Source organism: Mesorhizobium sp. B3-1-6, assembly GCF_006439555.1.
GTDB lineage: Bacteria > Pseudomonadota > Alphaproteobacteria > Rhizobiales > Rhizobiaceae > Mesorhizobium.
Genome location: NZ_VFTM01000004.1, coordinates 44800 through 62451 on the forward strand (window position 1 = coordinate 44800; position 17652 = coordinate 62451).

20 protein-coding genes are annotated in these 17652 nt (G+C 65.0%); 12 read left to right on the forward strand and 8 right to left on the reverse strand.

Annotated elements, in window-relative coordinates:
- Positions 1-65 precede the first annotated feature (65 nt).
- The 3 genes from FJ414_RS05610 to FJ414_RS05620 all read right to left on the reverse strand — a co-directional run bounded on the left by FJ414_RS05610 (position 66) and on the right by FJ414_RS05620 (position 3261).
- Complete coding sequence (locus FJ414_RS05610) at positions 66-1847, reverse strand: chloride channel protein (RefSeq protein ID WP_140642183.1); 1782 nt, start codon at positions 1845-1847, stop codon at positions 66-68.
- A 158-nt stretch (positions 1848-2005) separates the two neighbouring features.
- Positions 2006-2515, reverse strand: coding sequence for a cupin domain-containing protein (locus FJ414_RS05615; RefSeq protein WP_140642185.1), 510 nt, complete (start codon positions 2513-2515; stop codon positions 2006-2008).
- Positions 2516-2532: 17 nt separating this feature from the next.
- On the reverse strand, positions 2533-3261 hold the full coding sequence (locus FJ414_RS05620; protein WP_140642187.1) for an NAD(P)H-binding protein: 729 nt from the start codon (positions 3259-3261) through the stop codon (positions 2533-2535).
- A gap of 62 nt (positions 3262-3323) precedes the next feature.
- Here FJ414_RS05620 and FJ414_RS05625 point away from each other — a divergent pair, with 62 nt between their 5' ends.
- Positions 3324-3797 (forward strand): MarR family transcriptional regulator, encoded by a 474-nt coding sequence (locus tag FJ414_RS05625; RefSeq protein WP_140642189.1) that lies wholly within the window; start codon positions 3324-3326, stop codon positions 3795-3797.
- Positions 3798-3810: 13 nt separating this feature from the next.
- Here FJ414_RS05625 and FJ414_RS05630 read toward each other — a convergent pair whose 3' ends face one another.
- Entirely contained in the window at positions 3811-4110 is a 300-nt protein-coding gene (locus FJ414_RS05630; RefSeq protein ID WP_140642191.1) for a putative quinol monooxygenase, read from the reverse strand.
- Positions 4111-4231: 121 nt separating this feature from the next.
- Between FJ414_RS05630 and flhA the strand changes: the two genes are divergently transcribed.
- From flhA to FJ414_RS05665, 7 genes are all read left to right on the forward strand, one after another.
- On the forward strand, positions 4232-6319 hold the full coding sequence (flhA, locus tag FJ414_RS05635) for a flagellar biosynthesis protein FlhA (protein ID WP_140642193.1): 2088 nt from the start codon (positions 4232-4234) through the stop codon (positions 6317-6319).
- On the forward strand, positions 6316-7068 hold the full coding sequence (fliR, locus tag FJ414_RS05640) for a flagellar biosynthetic protein FliR (protein WP_095766355.1): 753 nt from the start codon (positions 6316-6318) through the stop codon (positions 7066-7068). The genes flhA and fliR overlap by 4 nt, the downstream gene beginning before the upstream one ends.
- A gap of 5 nt (positions 7069-7073) precedes the next feature.
- On the forward strand, positions 7074-7460 hold the full coding sequence (locus FJ414_RS05645) for a hypothetical protein (protein WP_140642195.1): 387 nt from the start codon (positions 7074-7076) through the stop codon (positions 7458-7460).
- 71 nt (positions 7461-7531) lie between these two features.
- Positions 7532-8101 carry a rod-binding protein gene (locus tag FJ414_RS05650; protein WP_246672308.1) on the forward strand — a complete coding sequence of 190 codons (570 nt, stop codon included), beginning with the start codon at positions 7532-7534 and terminating at the stop codon, positions 8099-8101.
- An 8-nt stretch (positions 8102-8109) separates the two neighbouring features.
- A complete protein-coding gene (locus tag FJ414_RS05655) occupies positions 8110-8529 on the forward strand; it encodes a hypothetical protein (RefSeq protein WP_140642197.1) in 420 nt (139 codons plus the stop codon).
- A 31-nt stretch (positions 8530-8560) separates the two neighbouring features.
- On the forward strand, positions 8561-9091 hold the full coding sequence (locus FJ414_RS05660) for a hypothetical protein (RefSeq protein WP_140642199.1): 531 nt from the start codon (positions 8561-8563) through the stop codon (positions 9089-9091).
- A 192-nt stretch (positions 9092-9283) separates the two neighbouring features.
- Entirely contained in the window at positions 9284-9568 is a 285-nt protein-coding gene (locus FJ414_RS05665) for an SCP2 sterol-binding domain-containing protein (protein WP_140642201.1), read from the forward strand.
- A gap of 94 nt (positions 9569-9662) precedes the next feature.
- Here the strand turns inward: FJ414_RS05665 and FJ414_RS05670 are convergent, their stop codons facing one another.
- Entirely contained in the window at positions 9663-10187 is a 525-nt protein-coding gene (locus FJ414_RS05670; protein ID WP_246672311.1) for an N-acetyltransferase, read from the reverse strand.
- Positions 10188-10528: 341 nt separating this feature from the next.
- On the reverse strand, positions 10529-11662 hold the full coding sequence (gene odc2, locus FJ414_RS05675; protein WP_095817118.1) for an ornithine/lysine decarboxylase: 1134 nt from the start codon (positions 11660-11662) through the stop codon (positions 10529-10531).
- A 539-nt stretch (positions 11663-12201) separates the two neighbouring features.
- Here odc2 and FJ414_RS05680 point away from each other — a divergent pair.
- The 4 genes from FJ414_RS05680 to FJ414_RS05695 all read left to right on the forward strand — a co-directional run bounded on the left by FJ414_RS05680 (position 12202) and on the right by FJ414_RS05695 (position 16388).
- A complete protein-coding gene (locus FJ414_RS05680; RefSeq protein WP_140642203.1) occupies positions 12202-13398 on the forward strand; it encodes an amidase in 1197 nt (398 codons plus the stop codon).
- 2 nt (positions 13399-13400) lie between these two features.
- Positions 13401-14300: a LysR family transcriptional regulator gene (locus FJ414_RS05685; RefSeq protein WP_140642206.1), complete on the forward strand. Its 900-nt coding sequence runs from the start codon at positions 13401-13403 to the stop codon at positions 14298-14300.
- Positions 14301-14422: 122 nt separating this feature from the next.
- Positions 14423-15091 (forward strand): DUF1007 family protein, encoded by a 669-nt coding sequence (locus tag FJ414_RS05690; protein ID WP_140642208.1) that lies wholly within the window; start codon positions 14423-14425, stop codon positions 15089-15091.
- Positions 15092-15194: 103 nt separating this feature from the next.
- Positions 15195-16388, forward strand: coding sequence for a nickel/cobalt transporter (locus FJ414_RS05695; protein WP_246672309.1), 1194 nt, complete (start codon positions 15195-15197; stop codon positions 16386-16388).
- A 67-nt stretch (positions 16389-16455) separates the two neighbouring features.
- On the opposite strand, the gene denD is transcribed toward FJ414_RS05695, so the two are convergent.
- The gene (denD, locus tag FJ414_RS05700) at positions 16456-17430 is read right to left on the reverse strand and encodes a D-erythronate dehydrogenase (protein ID WP_140642212.1); all 975 of its coding nucleotides are present in this window, start codon (positions 17428-17430) and stop codon (positions 16456-16458) included.
- 2 nt (positions 17431-17432) lie between these two features.
- Complete coding sequence (locus tag FJ414_RS05705) at positions 17433-17639, reverse strand: hypothetical protein (protein ID WP_140642214.1); 207 nt, start codon at positions 17637-17639, stop codon at positions 17433-17435.
- Between the last annotated feature and the right edge of the window lie 13 nt (positions 17640-17652).

Consider the following 17652-nt stretch of genomic DNA (forward strand, 5'->3'; position numbering starts at 1 on the left):
CAGCTAATCTCCGGGGCTGCGATGTGCCGGGGTAGTATGCACCGGCAAGATTCCTGTGTTGAAAACTAGCCCTCGCCGGCCAGGTCGCGGCGCGCCTTGTCGAGCTCTTCGGCGTAGCGGCGCATCAGATGGCTCTCGGTGAGCAGGCCAAGCACGATGCGCTCGTCGAAGTCCTCGACCACCGCCAGTTCTTCGGCCCCGGTGCGCTGGAAGGTCTCGGCGGCGGTCTGGACATTCATCGACGGCACCAGCACCGCATCCTTGAACTGGGCGAGCGCGCTCACCGGCGTCTCGCCATCGGAGGGATCGCTGTGCAGTTCCGGCACGAGCAGCATGCCGACATACTGGTCGGCCTGTTCGACGGCGATGACGCGCTGGCCGGAGCCGAGCGGGATCTCCTTGCGGAATTCGGAGAGCGTGATCGAGGCGGGAATGGTGCGGACGTCCTTGCGCATCATCGAGCCGACGGTGAGGCTGCGCATCCAGCCGACGTCATGGGCGCTGCGGATCGTCTCGCCGCGCAGATGGAAACGCCAGGTCGAGAAGGAGTAGCCGAAGGTCTCGCGCACCAGGATCGCCGACATGATCGAGGCGGCCAGCACCACGCCGGTGAGGGTCAGGTCGCGGGTCGATTCCAACGCCAGGAACGTCATGGTCAGCGGGCCGCCGACGACGCCGACCGCAAGCGAGGTCATGCCGACGACGGCGGCGACTGCCGGGTCGATGCCGGCGGATGGCGCGGTCAGCGCCATGACGCCGGCGAAGACCTTGCCGAGCAGCGCTCCCAGGAACAGCGAAGCGAAGAACAGGCCGCCGCGGAAGCCCGAGCCGAGCGAGATGGCGGAGGCCGCCAGCTTCATCACGAAGACGCTCGCCACCACCGGCAGCGCATAATTCATGGCGAACTCGCGATGCAGCGCGCCATGGCCGCTGGAGAGCACCTGCGGCGTGACCAGCCCGAGCAGGCCGACGAAGATGCCGCCGATGAACGGCCGGACCGACGCATCGATCGACAGCCGCACGAAGAGACGCTCGACGATGCTCACCAGATGCATGATGGCGATCGAGGCTGCCCCGCCGAGCAGTCCGAGCAGCAGGAACGGCACATACTCGCTGGCGGTCAAATTCGGCAAACCTGACAGCTCCAGCGGGAACGGCACGCCGCCGAACATTTCCGCCGTCAGCGAGGCGGCGATCGCCGCCGTCATAACCGGCGCCACATTGACGACGGAATAGATGCCGATGACCAGCTCGAAACCGTAGAAGGCCCCGGTCAGCGGCGCGTCGAAGGCGGCGGCAATCGCGCCGGCCGCGCCGCAGCCGACCAGAATGCGGACGTCGTTGCGGCGCAGCCGGAACGCGCGCGCAAGTCGGGAAGCTATGCCGGAGCCGATCTGCGTATAGCCGGCTTCCAATCCCACCGAGGCGCCGAAGCCGCTGGAGATCATCGTCTGCGCCACGATGATGAAAGTGTCGGTGAGCGACATGCGCCCGCCATAGAGCGCATTGGCCTCGATCGGGTCGACCGGAGTGCGGAACTTGCGCTTTCTCAGCCAGATGACGGAAAGGCCGAGCAGCAGGCCGCCGATCGCCGGGAACATCGCCTGCACCGGGTCGGCGAGCGAGAACATCGCCGAAAGACGGCCGCCCGGTTGCACGTCGAACAGCAGCCAATGCATGCCTTGCACCAGCGCGCTCATGCCGGTGACCAGCGCGCCGGCGATGGCGCCGACCATGCCGGCCATCAGCACGATCGCAATGCCGCGCGCCTCGAGCACGGGGATCGAACTGATCAGCACCGCGCGAAGCCGGCGGGCATAGACTTGTGGGTCGTTTCTGGCAGGCAACGGAACGGCTCGCCGGTATGCGAAAGATAAACAACTGCCGTGCCTGATACGCGCGGCGGCCTTGCGTGGCAACCGCAATGCCGACCGCTTGTGGCGCCATTTTGGCGTTGCGCGAATTAGCGTTAAGAACGCTTGCCGCCACGATAAAGGCGATAGATTTAGTCGGGTAACGGAACGGTCAGCGGGCCGCAGTCGTCCTCCGCGACGAAGATCGCCAGCAGTTTCGCCGGCTCGGTGGCGCTGGCATTCTCGGCGAAAGAATGGATCGCGCCTGGCGCTTCGAACCAGGTCTGGCCTTGACTGTAAGTAACTGCCGGTCCGCCTTCCATCTGCGAACGCAGCGCTCCCTTGATGACGAAGGCCGTGACGGAACCGGGATGGCGATGTCGCGGCGTATAGGCATTGGGCGGAAACTCGACCAGCGCCGTGGTGATCGAATGCCCAGACACATTCGGCAGCTTTTCGCAGGAGAGCGGCTTCGCCGTGGTGGTCGGGCGCGCCGTCGCCCCCTCCCCGGCATCAGCCCCCGTCATGTGGACATGCGCGCCCATTTCGTCAGCGGCGGTGGATGCCCTGTTGCTCTGGACTACGGCCATGCCAAGCAACCCCGCAGCGATGGCGGCGACGCCGACCAGTGCAAGGCCGCGTGAAGAAACATCTTCGATCATGACGGCAACTCCCTCGCTTACTCGGCCAGGCGAAAGCCGGCGCGCCAGCCGAGCTCGGCGACAGCCTTGTCGGTCGTGATATGGCCGTTCGGCTCCGCGACATTGAAGGCGCCCCTCGTTCCCCGCTCGACGGCAAGCAGAGCCGCGTTGGCGGCGGCATCGACATGCACCGCCGGGTCCGCGGCGGCTGCCGCGCCGGTGCCTGGCCCGTAGAGATGACCGTAGCGCAGCACGATGCCGGCGATCGGCGAAGCGCCGAGCACATGCTTCTCCAGCGCAATGACGCCGCCAACGCTGACGGCCCGACCGCCTTCCGCGCCACTGTCCAAAGGATCGGTTTCGTCGTGTGGCTCGGGTCCCAGCGCGTAGGCCCAGGCGATGCTTTGCGCGATCAGCCGCTTCGCACCGGCAGCCTTCGCCGCTTCGACGAGGTTGCGGGTTCCTTCATCGCGGATGCGGGCGTTCCGAGCGATTGCCTCGGCCATCTTCGATGGATCGAGCCCGGCCGGAAGGTCCGTGAGCTGGTGGATGACGATCTCCGGCTTTGCCGCCAAGACAGCCGCGCGCAACCCGCTCGCATCGAACACATCGACCACCACCGGATCGGCGCCGAGCGCTCGAATATCTTCTGCTTTTGCCGCCTGACGCGTCGTCGCCGTCACCCTATGCCCGGCCGCCACCAGCTGCGGCACCAACCGGCGGCCGATCGCGCCCGAGGCGCCCGCAAGAAAAATGCGATGGCCCATCGTCTTTCGCTCCTTGACGCGATAATATCAGAACACGAACAACATATAAGAGCTATGATATTATGCGCAAGGGGATTCCATCCATTCCGTCCGCCGGTGAAGGCAAGCGCGGCGAGCAAGGCTATCTGGGCTATCTGCTGCGCCAGGCGGCTGGCGCCTACCGCTTGAAGGTGGAGCGAGCGCTGGATGAATTCGGCGTGACGCAGGCGCAGTTCGCGGCCCTCACCATGATCTCGGCCTATCCTGGCCTATCCAATGCCGATCTGGCCCGGCTCGCGGTGCTGACGCCGCAGACGGTGAGCGTGATTGTCGGCAATCTGGAAAAGGCCGGTTCCCTTCTCCGCCGACCCCATGCCGTCCACGGCCGTATCCAGCATCTCGACCTTTCGGACAGCGGCCGCGCCTTGCTGAAGAAATGCCGTGAGCGGGTTTACAAATTGGAAGGCGAGCTCACCGCCGGCCTCTCCGCCGAGGAGGAGCGCGCCGTGCGGCGCTGGCTGGTCGCCGTCGCGACCGCGGATGCGGCACAGCCGTAAATGCCTCTGACGATCAGGTCGGCGCGCCGCCGTCCGTTTCATAAAGCGTGAGCTTGCGGTCGCCGATGCCGAGTTCCGCCCAGCTCGCGCGCCATTCGGCGATATGCGCCGATTTGAAATGCGCCTCGAGCGCTGCGCGGTCGCTCCAGGCCTCCGAGACATGGATGAGCCCGGCATCCAGCACGTCCTGCGCGTAGGAATAGCCGAGGCAGCCCGGTTCGGCGCGGCTCGCCAGGATCATGCGTTGCATGGCTGGCTTTGCCTGGTCGAGCCTGTCGGCTGGCAGCCGGATCGTGCCGGTGATCAGGAGCATCCGCCATCCTTTCGCAAGATCGTGGCCAGGTCCCGTAGCCACTCTCCCACCTTCGCGCAAGCTTGGAGAGTTACGGTCAAGGGCCTGCCCTGTGCGTGGCGGCCCTGGATTTGAGGACGATATGGCGATCAGCGAAACACTCCCGTCCGGCCTGGCGGTCAAGAACGGCCGCGACATCTTCTTCGCGCTGGGCATCGTCTTCATCCTGGCGGTGCTGTTCCTGCCGATCCCGGCCTTCCTCATCGATATCGGCCTTGCTTTCTCGATCGCGCTTTCGGTGCTGATCCTGATGGTGGCGCTGTGGATCCAGCGGCCGCTCGACTTCTCGTCCTTCCCGACCGTGCTGCTGATCGCCACCATGCTGCGCCTGTCGCTCAACATCGCCACCACCCGCATGATCCTGTCGCACGGCAACGAGGGCACTCATGCCGCCGGCTACGTCATCTCGGGCTTCTCCAAGCTGGTGATGTCGAGCGACTTCGTCATCGGCCTCATCGTCTTCATGATCCTGATCGTGGTGAACTTCATCGTCATCACCAAGGGCGCCACCCGTATCGCCGAAGTCGGCGCGCGTTTCACCCTCGACGCCATCCCCGGCAAGCAGATGTCGATCGACGCCGACCTTTCCGCCGGCATGATCGACGAGAAGACGGCGCAGCTGCGCCGCCGCGAATTGGAGGAGGAATCCTCCTTCTTCGGCTCGATGGACGGTGCCTCGAAATTCGTGCGCGGCGACGCCATCGCCGGCCTGATCATCACTGCCATCAATATCGTCGGCGGCATCGCTATCGGCTATCTGCGCCACGGCATGGGTCTTGGCCAGGCGGCCGACGTTTTCATCAAGCTGTCGGTCGGCGACGGCCTCGTCACCCAGATCCCGGCGCTCATCGTCTCGCTCGCCGCCGGTATGCTCGTCTCCAAGGGCGGCACGCGCGGCTCAACCAACCAGGCGGTGTTCGGTCAGCTCGGCGCGCATCCGCGCGCGCTTTACGTCGCGGCCTCGCTGCTGGTCATCCTCGGCCTGATGCCCGGCCTTCCGCTGTTCCCCTTCTTCGCGCTTGCCGGCGGCATGGCCGGCCTCGGCTACATCATCCCGCTGCGCCAGGGCCGCGAACGCGCCGCCGCCGAAGCCCTGAAGACGCAGGAGAAGGCGAACAAGGTCGAGGAGGAGAAGAACTCGGTCAAGGCCTCGCTGGTCACCGCCGAGATCGAGCTTCTGATCGGCAAGCAGCTTTCGACCAGGCTGATGGTGGCGCACCAGGAACTGGTGTTCCGCATGTCGAAGATGCGCAAGAAATTCGCCCAGCAATATGGCTTCGTGGTGCCGGAGGTGCGCGTCGCCGACGACTTCGCCATCCCGCCCAAGAGCTATCAGATCAAAGTGCACGGCACTGTGGTCGCCGAATACCAGATGCGCGTCGGCGAGATCATGGTGCTGCTCGGCACGCGCGGCGTGCCGGAGATCCCCGGCGAGGAAATCCGCGAGCCGGCCTTCGGCATGCGCGCCTATTCCGTGCTCGAAACCTTCGCCGAGGACCTGAAGCGCGAGAACTTCACCTTCGCCGACAACATGTCGGTGCTGCTCACCCATCTTTCGGAAGTCATCCGCAACAACCTGCCGCAGCTTCTGTCCTACAAGGACATGAAAGCGCTCTTGGAACGGCTCGACCCCGAATACCGCAAGCTCGCCGACGAGATTTGCACCTCGCACATCTCCTATCCCGGTCTGCAGGCGGTGCTGAAGCTGCTGCTCGCCGAGCGCGTCTCGATCCGCAACCTGCATCTGATCATCGAGGCGATCGCCGAGATCGCGCCGCATGTGCGCCGCACCGAGCAGATCGTCGAGCATGTTCGTATCCGCATGGCGCAGCAGATCTGCGGCGACCTCTCCGAAGGCGGCACGCTCAAGGTGCTACGCCTCGGCAATCGCTGGGATCTCGCCTTCCATCAGAGCCTCAAGCGCGACGCAAAGGGCGAGGTGCGCGAGTTCGATATCGATCCGCGCCAGCTCGAGGAATTCGGCCAGGACGCCACCAAGGCGATCCGCAAGCATCTCGAGGCGGGCGAGCGCTTCGTGCTTGTCACCGCGCCCGACGCGCGTCCCTACGTGCGCATGATCATCGAGCGGCTGTTCACGACGCTTCCCGTTCTCAGCCATGTCGAGATCGCCAAGGGCGTCGAGATCAAGGTGCTCGGGACCATCTCGTGAACGCGCTCTCGCAAGGCGTCGTCATCGCCGCCTTCCTCGCCTTCTGCCGTATCGGCGCCTGCTTTATGCTGATGCCGGGCCTGTCGAGCGCCCGCGTGCCGCTGCAGATCCGGCTGTTCGTTTCGCTCGCCGCTACCGGCGGCCTGCTCGCTTTCCTGTGGGACCGCATCTACCCGTTCGTCGATCCGCGCCCGCAGGTCCTGGCGCCGATGATCGTCTCCGAGCTCCTGGTCGGCGGGCTGATTGGGGCCATGACCAGGCTCTACATGGAGGCACTGCGCTTCATGGGTTCGGCCATCGCCATGCTGATCGGCTATGGCGGCTCGGGCGGACCGGCGATCGAGGAGCCGGAACCGCAGGCGGCGCTCGCCGCCATCATCTCGTTCTCGGCGCTGCTCCTGCTCTTCGTCTTCGACTTCGACCACGAGATCGTCAAGGCGCTCGTCGCCTCCTACCAGGTCGCTCCAGTCAACGTGTTCTTCAACCCGCAGGCGGCGCTGGTCGACGTCACCGACACCGTGTCGGACGCCTTCTTCCTGGTCATTCGGCTCGGCAGCCCTTTCGTCGCCTATGCCATCCTGGTCAATCTGACGATCGGCTTCGTCAACAAGCTGACGCCGCAGATCCCGGTCTATTTCATCTCGCTGCCCTTCGTCATCGCCGGCGGCATGATCATCTTCTATTTCGCCGTCGGCACCTTGCTGTCGCTGTTCGTCGACGGCTTCGTCGACCTCACGCTGGCGAGATAGGCTCAATGACCGCGCGAAAGGACCGCCTGAAGAAACTGGTCAAGGTGCAGCAGCAGTTGAAGGCGCTGCACGAAATCCGCCATGCCGGCTTCCTCGCCGCCGCCGTCAAGGCCGAAGCTGAGGCCAAGGACCTGATCGAGCGCTTCGACACCGGCGCTTCGCTGGGCGCTCTCTTTCCGGAAATCTATCATCGCCGCATCACCGGCGCGCTCGAGCGCCAGAAAAAGAACCTGGAAGACGCCCGCCAGGAAGCCGCGTTGATCGCCACCGCGACGGCGCGCACCAACATGGTCGAGCGTGCCTACAAGGACGTGCGCCGCCGCGACGAGCGCGAGCGCTCTGACCGCGAGCGGCTCGATCTTATCACGCAGAAGCGAGTGGACGAAGGCTGACCTCCCGCAAGCCTGCCACAAGCTTGTTCAGTCATTGTGCGGATGACAAAACCGGCAAAGGGCGGACTTTCTTGGCCATTTCCCCACCCAGCGACATCGTCATGGACGTTGCCCGCGCAGCGGAACCGGCCGATGTCGAGGCCGCGCGCGCGACGCTCGCGAGAAGGGCGAATGGCGCCTCGGCACCGTTCGCTCTCGATCCATCCGCGAGGGTCGATGCCGGCTCCATCCTCTCGCGCGCGGCGGCCGACAAGGCGGAAGCCGCCAATCCGGCGAAGAAGTTCCAGCGCTTCGAGGCGATGGTGCTGACGACCTTCATCCAGAACATGATGCCCAAGGACACCGAGGGCGTTTACGGCAAGGGCCTGGCCGGCGACATGTGGAAGTCGCAGCTGGCCGAAAAGGTGGCCGATGTCATGGCCGCGCATGGCGGCATCGGCATCGCCAAATCGATGCTCGCCGACCATTATCTCGATGGCAAGCACAAGGTGCCGGTTGGCCCTGTTGCCGGGGGGCAGCAGAAAACCGAGATCGACCAGCAGACCCGGCTTTCGACCTCGATGATCGAGGAGCTTGAGCGCAAAGCCGCACGGTCGATGACCGGCGACGACACAACCATAAAAACGGACATCAAGATCTAGGGACCTACATGGCCGACCAAACGGACCTTTCCAACCTTCCCGCACGCACCAACGCAATGGAGGCGCCCGCCGCCGCACGACCCGGCAACCTCGCCGCCATCATCGGCCGCATCGAGGAAGTCGTGGACGAGGAGACCGCCGGCATCCGCAGCGGAACGGCCTATGACCTCAAGGCCTCGAACGCGCGCAAGAGCCGATACCTCTACGAGCTGAACCGCGCCTTGAAGGGCGCCAACGAGATCGAATTCCTCGAGCAGCATCGCGAAGGCCTGCTGCGGCTGCGCCAGAATCTGGCCAGGAACGAGGCGGCGATCCTCGCCCATCTCAACGCGGTCAACGAGGTCGCCACGCTTCTGAGGAACGCCATCCAGCGCGCCGATGCCGACGGCACCTATTCGGCCGGCGAGTTCGGAATGGCGCGAGCCTGACAAAGATGATCAAGGCGCAAGGACAGACCCGGTGATAAAGTTCATCGCCGCCGCGCTGTGGATCTGCGCCGTGACGCTCGGCGCGGTCTTCTATTCGTTCCAGGCGGCCGGCCAGCGCGGCGCGGCCGAGCCGCCGAAGCCGATGCTGGGCGGCCTCGACTACGTCAAGACCGACATGATCTCGGTGCCGCTGCTGCGCGGCGGCACGATCGATGGCTATTTCCTCACCAAGCTGGTCTACACGGTGGAGCCGGAACAGATAAAGAAGCTGTCGGTCCCGGCGCAGGCTCTGATGACCGACCAAGTCTATTCCTATCTCTATTCCAACCCGCAGATCGATTTCACCAAGAAGGAATCGATCGATCTCGACGTCTTCCGCAAGTCGATCCGAGACACCATCAACAGCCGGGTCGGCGTCGAGCTGGTGCACGAGGTGCTGATCGACCAGGTCAATTTTCTCTCCAAGGACGATATCCGCGACAACGCGCTTCGCCGCCGCAGGAATGCCGGCGAAACCGCGGCGGCGATGACCAAGCCCTTCCAGGCAGCGCCGGAGCATTGACCGCCTGGCCGCCGTCCGGCGGCGATGGGCATGGCCCAGTTCCCCTACGCGATATGACGCAAGGTGACCGCGTTGACGTTAACGTCAACTCGAAGCTATATGCGCCTGTGGTCGCGCTGGAGCGCGGCGCGTCTACCTCGCCCAGCGGCCAAGCGCCGGTGCGCGTCAACGCAACCAACGAGGAGAACCGCCATGGGCGTTCAGGAGATTGCCGACAAGATCAAGTCGCGCGTGGCAAGCGCCGGCTTCGAGCATTCCGTCAAGTTCGACACTGGCAGCGACGGCGTCATCGTCATCGACGGCGCGACCGTCTCGACCACCGACACGCCGGCCGACTGCACGATCAAGCTGTCGCTCGATGATCTGGATTCGCTGATTGCCGGCGACCTCAACCCGACCATGGCCTTCATGGCCGGCAAGCTGAAGGTCGAAGGCGACATGACCGTCGCCATGGCGCTCAGCCAGCTGCTCGGCTGACCCTTCGCAAAAAGCAAAACGCCGCCCGATGGGCGGCGTTTTCCAGGAAAAGTGCGTAGCGGTTTTCCGTCCGGAATTGCGTGAAAACAAAGACTCAAGCGACAAAGCCCGGCGCCTGTCCCTTGATCTTGCGGCCGGCGGCCTTGATCGTGCCCGTGGCGCCGTAAAGCGCGCCTTCCTTCAGCTCCAGCGCCAGAAGCCGGTGTCGCTCATAGGGGCCGGGCATGGCGAGCGCTCCGGTGCGGTCGGCCGAGAAGCCGAACCGTCCGTAATAGGGCGCGTCGCCGACGAGCAGGATCGCGCCATGGCCAAGCCGCGCGGCTTCGGCGGTCGCATGCCGCATCAGCGCCGAGCCGATGCCGCCGCTCTTCAATCCCGGCTCGACCGCGAGCGGGCCGAGCAGGAGCGCTGACGGACCGCCCTCGCCCAGCCTCACATCCCACAGCCGCACCGTGCCGACGACCGCGCCCGAGGGATCGCGCGCGACAAACGCCAGGCCTTCCGAGGGCCGGCGGCCGCGCCGCAGCTTCTCGGATGACTTCTTCCTGCGCTTCGGCCCCATGGCGCGGTCGAGCAGCGCTTCGCGTGCAGCAACGTCGCCCGCGCCTTCGCCAAGGATGACGAAGGCAGGCGCCTGGGCGGCTCCCTCGTCCGGCGCGCCGCGCGAGCCAGCCTGTGCCCGGAGGGCCAGGGAGGGCGCCAACGCATTTTCAGGCGAAGTGGAAACCGGTTCGTCGTAAGAAAATGCGCCAAGAAGCACTGCAGTCGAGCCATTCTCCCCCGCGGAGAAAAGCTCAGCCGACGGTCCGGACGAGGGGGCAAATTCGGTGGCCGCAACGGCCGATTTGGTCAGGTATTCCATGTCCGCGATCCTTCACGAGCGGAGATCTGTTCCACAAGCGAGCCCGGGTGGGCGACGGGCGCCCACCTGGGATGATCTGAGCGTACTTTGCGAGCCGCTCAGATCACGTAGGATCGGAGGGGCTCGAAGCCGTTGAAGGCAACCGCCGAGTAGGTGGTCGTGTAGGCTCCGGTGCCTTCGATCAGCACCTCGTCGCCGATGGTCAGCGACAAGGGCAGCGGATAAGGCGTCTTCTCGTACATCACGTCGGCCGAATCGCAGGTCGGGCCGGCGAGCACGCAAGGCGCGGTCTCCGAGCCGTCATGGCGGGTGACCAGCGGATAGCGGATCGCCTCGTCCATCGTCTCGGCGAGACCGCCGAACTTGCCGATGTCGAGGAATACCCAGCGCACATTGTCGTTGTCGGCCTTCTTCGAGATCAGCACGACTTCCGACTTGATGACGCCGGCATTGCCGACCATGCCCCGGCCCGGCTCGATGATCGTTTCGGGCAGCGCGTTGCCGAAATGCTTGCGCAGCGCCGAGAAGATCGCCTGGCCATAGGCCTGGGCCACCGGCACGTCCTTCAGGTAACGGGTCGGGAAACCGCCGCCCATGTTGACCATCTTGAGCACGATGCCTTCCTCGGCGAGCGTCGCGAACACCTTCTTGGCGTCGCCCAGCGCGCGATCCCAGGCCGTCAGGTCGGTCTGCTGCGAGCCGACATGGAACGACACGCCATAGGCGTCGAGGCCGAGGCCCTTCGCATGGCGCAGCACGTCGACGGCCATCGCCGGCACGCAGCCGAACTTGCGCGACAGCGGCCACTCGGCGCCTTCACCGTCGGTCAGCACGCGGCAGAACACGCGCGAGCCGGGGGCGACGCGGGCGATCTTCTCGACCTCCTCGACGCAGTCCACGGCGAACAGGCGGATGCCGAGCTGGTAGGCGCGTGCGATGTCACGCTCCTTCTTGATGGTGTTGCCGAAGGAAATGCGGTCCGCCGGCGCGCCGGCATCCATCGCCATCTCGACCTCGGCAACCGATGCGGTGTCGAAGGACGAGCCCATCGCAGCAAGCAGGCGCAGGATTTCCGGCGCCGGGTTTGCTTTCACCGCATAGTAGATCTTGGAATCGGGCAAGGCCTTCTCGAAAGCGCGGAAATTGTCGCGCACGACATCGAGGTCGACGACGAGGCAGGGGCCGTTCGGACGTCGGGTGGCGAGGAAATCAAGGATGCGCTGGGTGGCCATCGGGGTCTCTCCATAACGCCTTTCGGCGCGCAATAAGGCTGCGGGACGCGGGCTGTCGGCCTCGCGAACACGCGGTGGACAAAGGCGGGACGGAAATCCATGGAACCAGCCGGTGGAGACCCCGGAACCATGAAACGCCGTCTCGCGGCGGTGAACCTTGGCCTTGCCCGGCCTCGGTTCGCTTTGTCTGCCTTGGCTTGGATGGGAAACCCGTCCGCACTGCCGGCAATGAAGGTGTGCCTCTTTAGTAACCCCGGTCTTTGGACAACCGGAAGAGAACCAGAAAGGCCCGCACCGTCGTTGCTTCAAGGTGTCCTCGGTCTTGTGGTTGGCCACTGACCGACTGGAGGGGTTGGCTCCAGTTACCTTACCGATTGCCCTCACCATTCGAGGATCGGCGGACACCCACAGGCACGTGCGACTTTGGGCAAGCGCGATATAGGAGCGAAGGGTTTCACAATCAATAAAAATCGTAAGCGCAGGTTGTAAAATTTCTGGCATCGAACAATGTTTGTCGCACTGTATCCGGAAATCGAACGATGCCAGGAACTCAAGGACCGCTTAACGCCTTCCTCGATCTGCGCCAAATGCCTGTGGCGAATGCGGAATTGGGTCCGCTCGCCGGTCTGCGCCTGGCCGTCAAGGACATCTATGACGTCGCCGGCTACCGCACCGGCTGCGGCAACCCGCAGAGATTCGCGGAGGCCCATGCCGCCTCGCGCACGGCGCAAGCGGTGCAGACGATCCTGGAGGCCGGCGCGCGATTCGTCGGCAAGACCCAAACCGACGAGCTGGCCTTCTCGCTGTTCGGCCAGAACGCGCATTTCCCTTACCCGGTCAATCCCGCCGCGCCCGATCGGGTCACCGGCGGCTCCTCCTCCGGCTCGGCGGCCGCGGTTGCTGGCGGGCTGGCGAACATCGCCACCGGCTCCGACACCGGCGGCTCGATCCGCGCGCCGGCGAGCTTCTGCGGCCTGATCGGGCTGCGCACCACCCATGGCCGCATCCCGCTCGACGGCGCGATGAAGCTGGCGTCGAGCTTCGACACCTTCGGCTGGTTCGCCGACGACATCGAAACCTATGAGACGGTCGGCAAGCTTTTGCTCGGCCGCGATCCGCACCAGCACCCGCTCAACCGCCCGCTGTCGATCCGCTGGCTGGATGCCTTCGTCATGGGGCCGGCGGAAGCCGCCGAATATGCGCGCATGAAGGCGCTGGCCGCCGGCGTCATCGGCCAGCCCGTGGAGACCGAATACGCCTTTGCCTCGTTCCCCGACGAGCTTTACTGGTGCTTTCGCCGCTTGCAGGCCTGCGAGGCCTGGCGCGAGCATGGTCCCTGGATCTCGGCCGGCGGCCGCCTGAGCCCCGGCGTCGAGGAGCGTTTCGGCTTCGGCCGCACCATCGACGCCAGGACCGTTGCGGCCGAAGCCGCGCGCCGGCTGGCGTTCCGGGCCGAGTTCGGCGCGCTGCTCGGCAATAACGGCTTCCTCGTCCTGCCCACCGTTCCCGGCGCGGCGCCGCTCGCCGCGGGCACGCCGGAACAGTTCCAGGCCTATCGCGAGAGGGCGCTGCATCTTTTGTGCCTTTCCGGTCTTTCGGGCTTTCCGCAGATCACCTTGCCGATCGGCTCCGTCGACGGCGCACCCTTCGGCCTGTCGCTGCTCGGGCCTTCCGGCAGCGACGTTGCCCTGATACGGCTCGGCCGCAAGATTCTCGACGCGGCACGAAAGGTCTGACCATGGATACATTGACGCGCATGCGCGCCTTCATCGACGTGGTCGAGGCGGAAGGTTTTTCGGCCGCGGCGCGCAAGATCGGCCGCTCCAAGGCGCTCTTGTCGAAATATGTGCGCGAGCTGGAGGACGAGCTCGGCGCGCTGCTGCTCAACCGCACCACGCGCCAGTTCTCGCTGACCGAAGCCGGCCACACCTATTATCAGCGTGCCTCCGAAATCGTGCGCGAGGTCGACAACCTGGCCGAGGCGGTGCGCCAATCTTCCGGCGACGTTCGCGGCAGGATCAAGCTGTCGGCCGCCCGCACCTTCGCCGACGCGCCGATCGGTCAGTCGCTGGTCGACTTCGCCAGGCAGCACCCCGACATCGTGCTCGACGTCCATCTCGACGACCGCTTCGTCGACCTTGTCGAGGAAGGTTTCGACCTTGCCGTGCGCATCTCGCGGCTGGAGAATTCCTCGCTCATCGCCAGGCGGCTGGCGCCGTTTTCGGTCAGGCTTTGCGCGTCGCCGGAACTGATCGCCAAACATGGCAAGCCGACACGTCCGCAGGACCTCGCCAACATGCCCTGCATTGTCGACACCAACGGCCGCTCGCTGGCCAACTGGCGCTTCAAGGGCGAGGGTGAGGACTCTATCAGCGTCGCTGTTTCAGGCCCGATCGAGGTCAACAGCCCGATCGTGGCAAGAGCCGCCGCGCTCTCCGGTCTGGGCTTCGCCATGCTGCCGGATTTCATCGCTGCTCCCGACGTCGCGTCCGGCAAGCTGGTCACCGCCCTCGACGACCGTATACCGGCCGGCACCGGCATCTTCGCCGTCTACCCGCACCGCCGCTATCTGCCGGCCAAGGTGCGTGTCTTCGTCGATTTCCTGGTGCAGTGGTTCAAGACGCGCGACACCGTCTGATGCATGTCTCCCGGACGCATGCAACGGCACGCGTCGAAAAGAAGCTGAGGCGCGTCCCAATTTCGCCCGCTTTCTGTCAACTCTGGGGCTCGCTCCCGAAATCGATGGAATCGCGGCCCGGAATGCATCTGAAACGGCAAGCAACCATGCTGGCTTCGGTCGTGGCGGCGACATTCGCAGCGGTCGAGCCGGCCGAGGTGCACCCGCATGTCTTCGCCGAGGCCCGCCTCGACGTCATCCTCAGCCAGGATCACCAAAGTGTGACGGCGCTGCGCCACCTTTGGCGCTTCGATGACCTGTTTTCGAGTACAGTGATGATGGAGTTCGACAAGAACTCCGATCTGAAGCTTGACGACAAAGAGCTCAAGGAAGTGGCCGACACCGTCCATTCCTCGCTGGCCGAGTTCAACTACTTCCAGCTCGTCACCCAGAACGGCAAGGACGTGCCGATGGTCCCGCCGCCGCATCTGATGGCGAACTTCGACAACGACCAGCTGATCATCCTGTTCGAGTCGCAGCCGAAGACGCCGATCAAGCTCGCCGGCAAGATCGACATCGGCGTCTACGATCCGACCTTCTATACGGCGATCGACTTCACCGACGACACCAACCTCACCGTCGAAGGCCTGCCCTCGACCTGTACCAAGAAGGTCATCCGGCCGGATCCGGACGAGGCGATCAAGGAAAACCAGAAGACCCTGACGGACGCGTTCTTCAACGATCCGACAGGCACCGACATGAGCAAGATCTTCGCTACCAAGCTCGAATTGGACTGCCCGCCGGAAGGATGATTTGGTGATGAAACCATCGCTGCGCGCAAGCAGGTTTCGCAAAAGTGCCCCACGGGTTTGCGATCGGACCCTGCGACAAACAAGGGAATCTAAGCGGATATTCGTGGGGCATCCCACGAATATCCGCTTAGCGCTCGGCCTGCTGGCCACCACCCTGGTGATCGCCCATTTGCCCGTCGTCGCGCACGCGCAAAGCTCGCTCGGCATCGGCACCAATGACGGCATGGCGCCAACCACCACGGGGCCGTTCGCCCATATCCTGATGTGGATCAATCTCCAGCAGCAGGGATTCTACCATTCGCTCGCCGCCGCCATGAAGGCGATGCGCCAGGACGGCAGCAAGCTCTGGCTGCTGATCGGCCTGTCCTTCGCCTACGGCATCTTCCATGCCGCCGGCCCCGGCCACGGCAAGGCGGTGATCTCCTCCTATATGATCGCCAACGAAGTCGCGCTCCGGCGCGGCATCCTGCTTTCCTTCGTCTCGGCGCTGCTGCAGGGCCTGACGGCGGTGGTCGTCATGATGCTTGCCTATTTCGTGCTGCGCGGCACCGCGATCTCGATGACCGACGCGGCCTGGTTCCTCGAAATCTCCAGCTTTGTGCTGGTCACCTTGTTCGGCGCCTGGCTGCTGTGGCGCAAGCTCGGTCCGTCGGTGCTGCGCCTGTTCGGCAGAGCGCCCGCCTACAGCCTGTCGGCGGCTCATGCCGGCCATTCGCATGGCGGGCATCCCCATGCGGGGCACGCCCATTCGCATGCGGGCCATTCCCACGCACAGGCGCACGCCGCGCATTCCCGTAGCATGCACGTGCATGACGATCATGATCATCATGACCATTCGCATGCGCACGCCCATGACCACGGCCACCATCACGCCGCGCATGACCACGTCCATCACGACCGCGGCCCGGGCGAAGTCTGCGAGACCTGCGGCCATTCGCATGCGCCGGATCCGGCAATGCTGTCGGGCGACCGCTTCGACTGGCGCACGGCCTGGTCGGCGGTCGCCGCCGTCGGCATCCGCCCCTGCTCCGGCGCGCTGATCGTGCTGAGCTTCGCGCTGCTCAACGGGCTTTGGCTCGGTGGCCTGCTGTCCGTGCTGGCGATGTCGATCGGCACCGCGATCACCGTCTCGGCGCTGGCGACGATCGCCGTGCTGGCCAAGAACTGGGCGGTCTATTTCGCCGGCGACGGACGCATCGGCAACCGCATCCATTCGATCGTCGAGATCGGTGGCGCCGCCTTCATCTTCCTGGCCGGGCTGCTGCTTCTGTCGGCCAGCCTGTCGGGCGGCGTCTGATCAAAAGCAGTGGCCGAAGCTGGGTCGATCTGCGGGTCAGCTCAGCATCACCTGGTATCGACAGACATCAGGCGATCTTCCCGCCCAGCTCATCCTCGATATGCGCGCGGATGATTTCGTCGAAATTCTTCTCGGCGGCAAAGCCCAGTTCCCTCGCCCGCCTGGCTTCGAACCGTGTCGGCCAGCCTTTGACGATCGCCCAGATGATCTCGTCGGGCTGCTCGCGGATCCGCTTCACGACCTCGGCGCCGGCGATGCGCTCAAGCGCCTCGATCTGCTCGCCGACGGTGACGGCGACGCCCGGCATTGTGAGGTTGCGGCGGGGTCCGACCTTGTCGCCGTCGATTTCGGCAGCATGGATGAGGAAATTGACCGCCGAGCGCGGGCTGGCATGGGTATGCAGCACCGAGCGCGGCACCGGCAGGATTGCCTCCTGGCCAGCGAGCGGCTCGCGGATGATGCCGGAGAAGAAACTCGACGCCGCCTTGTTCGGCTTGCCGGGGCGGACGCAGATCGTCGGCAGCCGGATGCCGATGCCGTCGAAGAAGCCGCGCCGCGTATAGTCGGCAAGCAGCGCTTCGCTCATCTGCTTCTGCGTGCCGTATGAAGTGAGCGGCGTCGGATGGAATTCGTCCGGGATGACGTCCGGAAACGGCGCGCCGAACACGGCGATCGACGAGGTGAAGACGAGGCGCGGCGCAAACGCCGCCAGCCGCACGGCGTCGAACAGGGCGCGCGTGCCGTCGAGATTGACGCGGTAGCCGAGGTCGAAATTAGCCTCCGCCTCGCCCGACACGATGCCGGCCAGATGGAAGAGCACATCCGGGCGCGGAGCCACGAGAGCGGACATGGCGCCGGGCGCGGAAAGATCGCCGGTGTGGATCGAAACATCGACGCCGGCGAGCACCGGCGCCTGCGGCGCCACGATGTCGTGCAGGTCGAGCGCCGTGATTTTTCGCCCGCGCAAGGCGCCGTCCCTGGCCAGGCGCGCGATAAGCTTGCGGCCCACCATGCCGGCGGCGCCCGTGATCAGTATTCTCATCTTCAGAGACCTTTCTTGCGCTGGCTGCGTCCGCGCAGCCACAGGACGACGAACAGTCCGACCATGAAGACCACGGCGATAACGGCCGCCAGCACCGTCGATACCTTGCCAGCGGCCAGCATGATGACCGGCAGGAAATAGGCGGCGAGGCCGAACACAACCAGTATCACCGCCGCGGCGGCCGCGGCGTTGCGGGTGTCACGGTCCATCAGCGGGCGTTCT

Bases quoted from the DNA above. Each gene is read 5' to 3' on its own strand.
- FJ414_RS05615 (WP_140642185.1), bottom strand. From the start codon at position 2,515: ATGATCGAAGATGTTTCTTCACGCGGCCTTGCACTGGTCGGCGTCGCC.
- FJ414_RS05620 (WP_140642187.1), bottom strand. From the start codon at position 3,261: ATGGGCCATCGCATTTTTCTTGCGGGCGCCTCGGGCGCGATCGGCCGC.
- FJ414_RS05625 (WP_140642189.1), top strand. From the start codon at position 3,324: ATGCGCAAGGGGATTCCATCCATTCCGTCCGCCGGTGAAGGCAAGCGC.
- FJ414_RS05630 (WP_140642191.1), bottom strand. From the start codon at position 4,110: ATGCTCCTGATCACCGGCACGATCCGGCTGCCAGCCGACAGGCTCGAC.
- flhA (WP_140642193.1), top strand. From the start codon at position 4,232: ATGGCGATCAGCGAAACACTCCCGTCCGGCCTGGCGGTCAAGAACGGC.
- FJ414_RS05645 (WP_140642195.1), top strand. From the start codon at position 7,074: ATGACCGCGCGAAAGGACCGCCTGAAGAAACTGGTCAAGGTGCAGCAG.
- FJ414_RS05655 (WP_140642197.1), top strand. From the start codon at position 8,110: ATGGCCGACCAAACGGACCTTTCCAACCTTCCCGCACGCACCAACGCA.
- FJ414_RS05665 (WP_140642201.1), top strand. From the start codon at position 9,284: ATGGGCGTTCAGGAGATTGCCGACAAGATCAAGTCGCGCGTGGCAAGC.
- odc2 (WP_095817118.1), bottom strand. From the start codon at position 11,662: ATGGCCACCCAGCGCATCCTTGATTTCCTCGCCACCCGACGTCCGAAC.
- FJ414_RS05680 (WP_140642203.1), top strand. From the start codon at position 12,202: ATGCCAGGAACTCAAGGACCGCTTAACGCCTTCCTCGATCTGCGCCAA.
- FJ414_RS05685 (WP_140642206.1), top strand. From the start codon at position 13,401: ATGGATACATTGACGCGCATGCGCGCCTTCATCGACGTGGTCGAGGCG.
- FJ414_RS05690 (WP_140642208.1), top strand. From the start codon at position 14,423: ATGCATCTGAAACGGCAAGCAACCATGCTGGCTTCGGTCGTGGCGGCG.
- denD (WP_140642212.1), bottom strand. From the start codon at position 17,430: ATGAGAATACTGATCACGGGCGCCGCCGGCATGGTGGGCCGCAAGCTT.
- FJ414_RS05705 (WP_140642214.1), bottom strand. From the start codon at position 17,639: ATGGACCGTGACACCCGCAACGCCGCGGCCGCCGCGGCGGTGATACTG.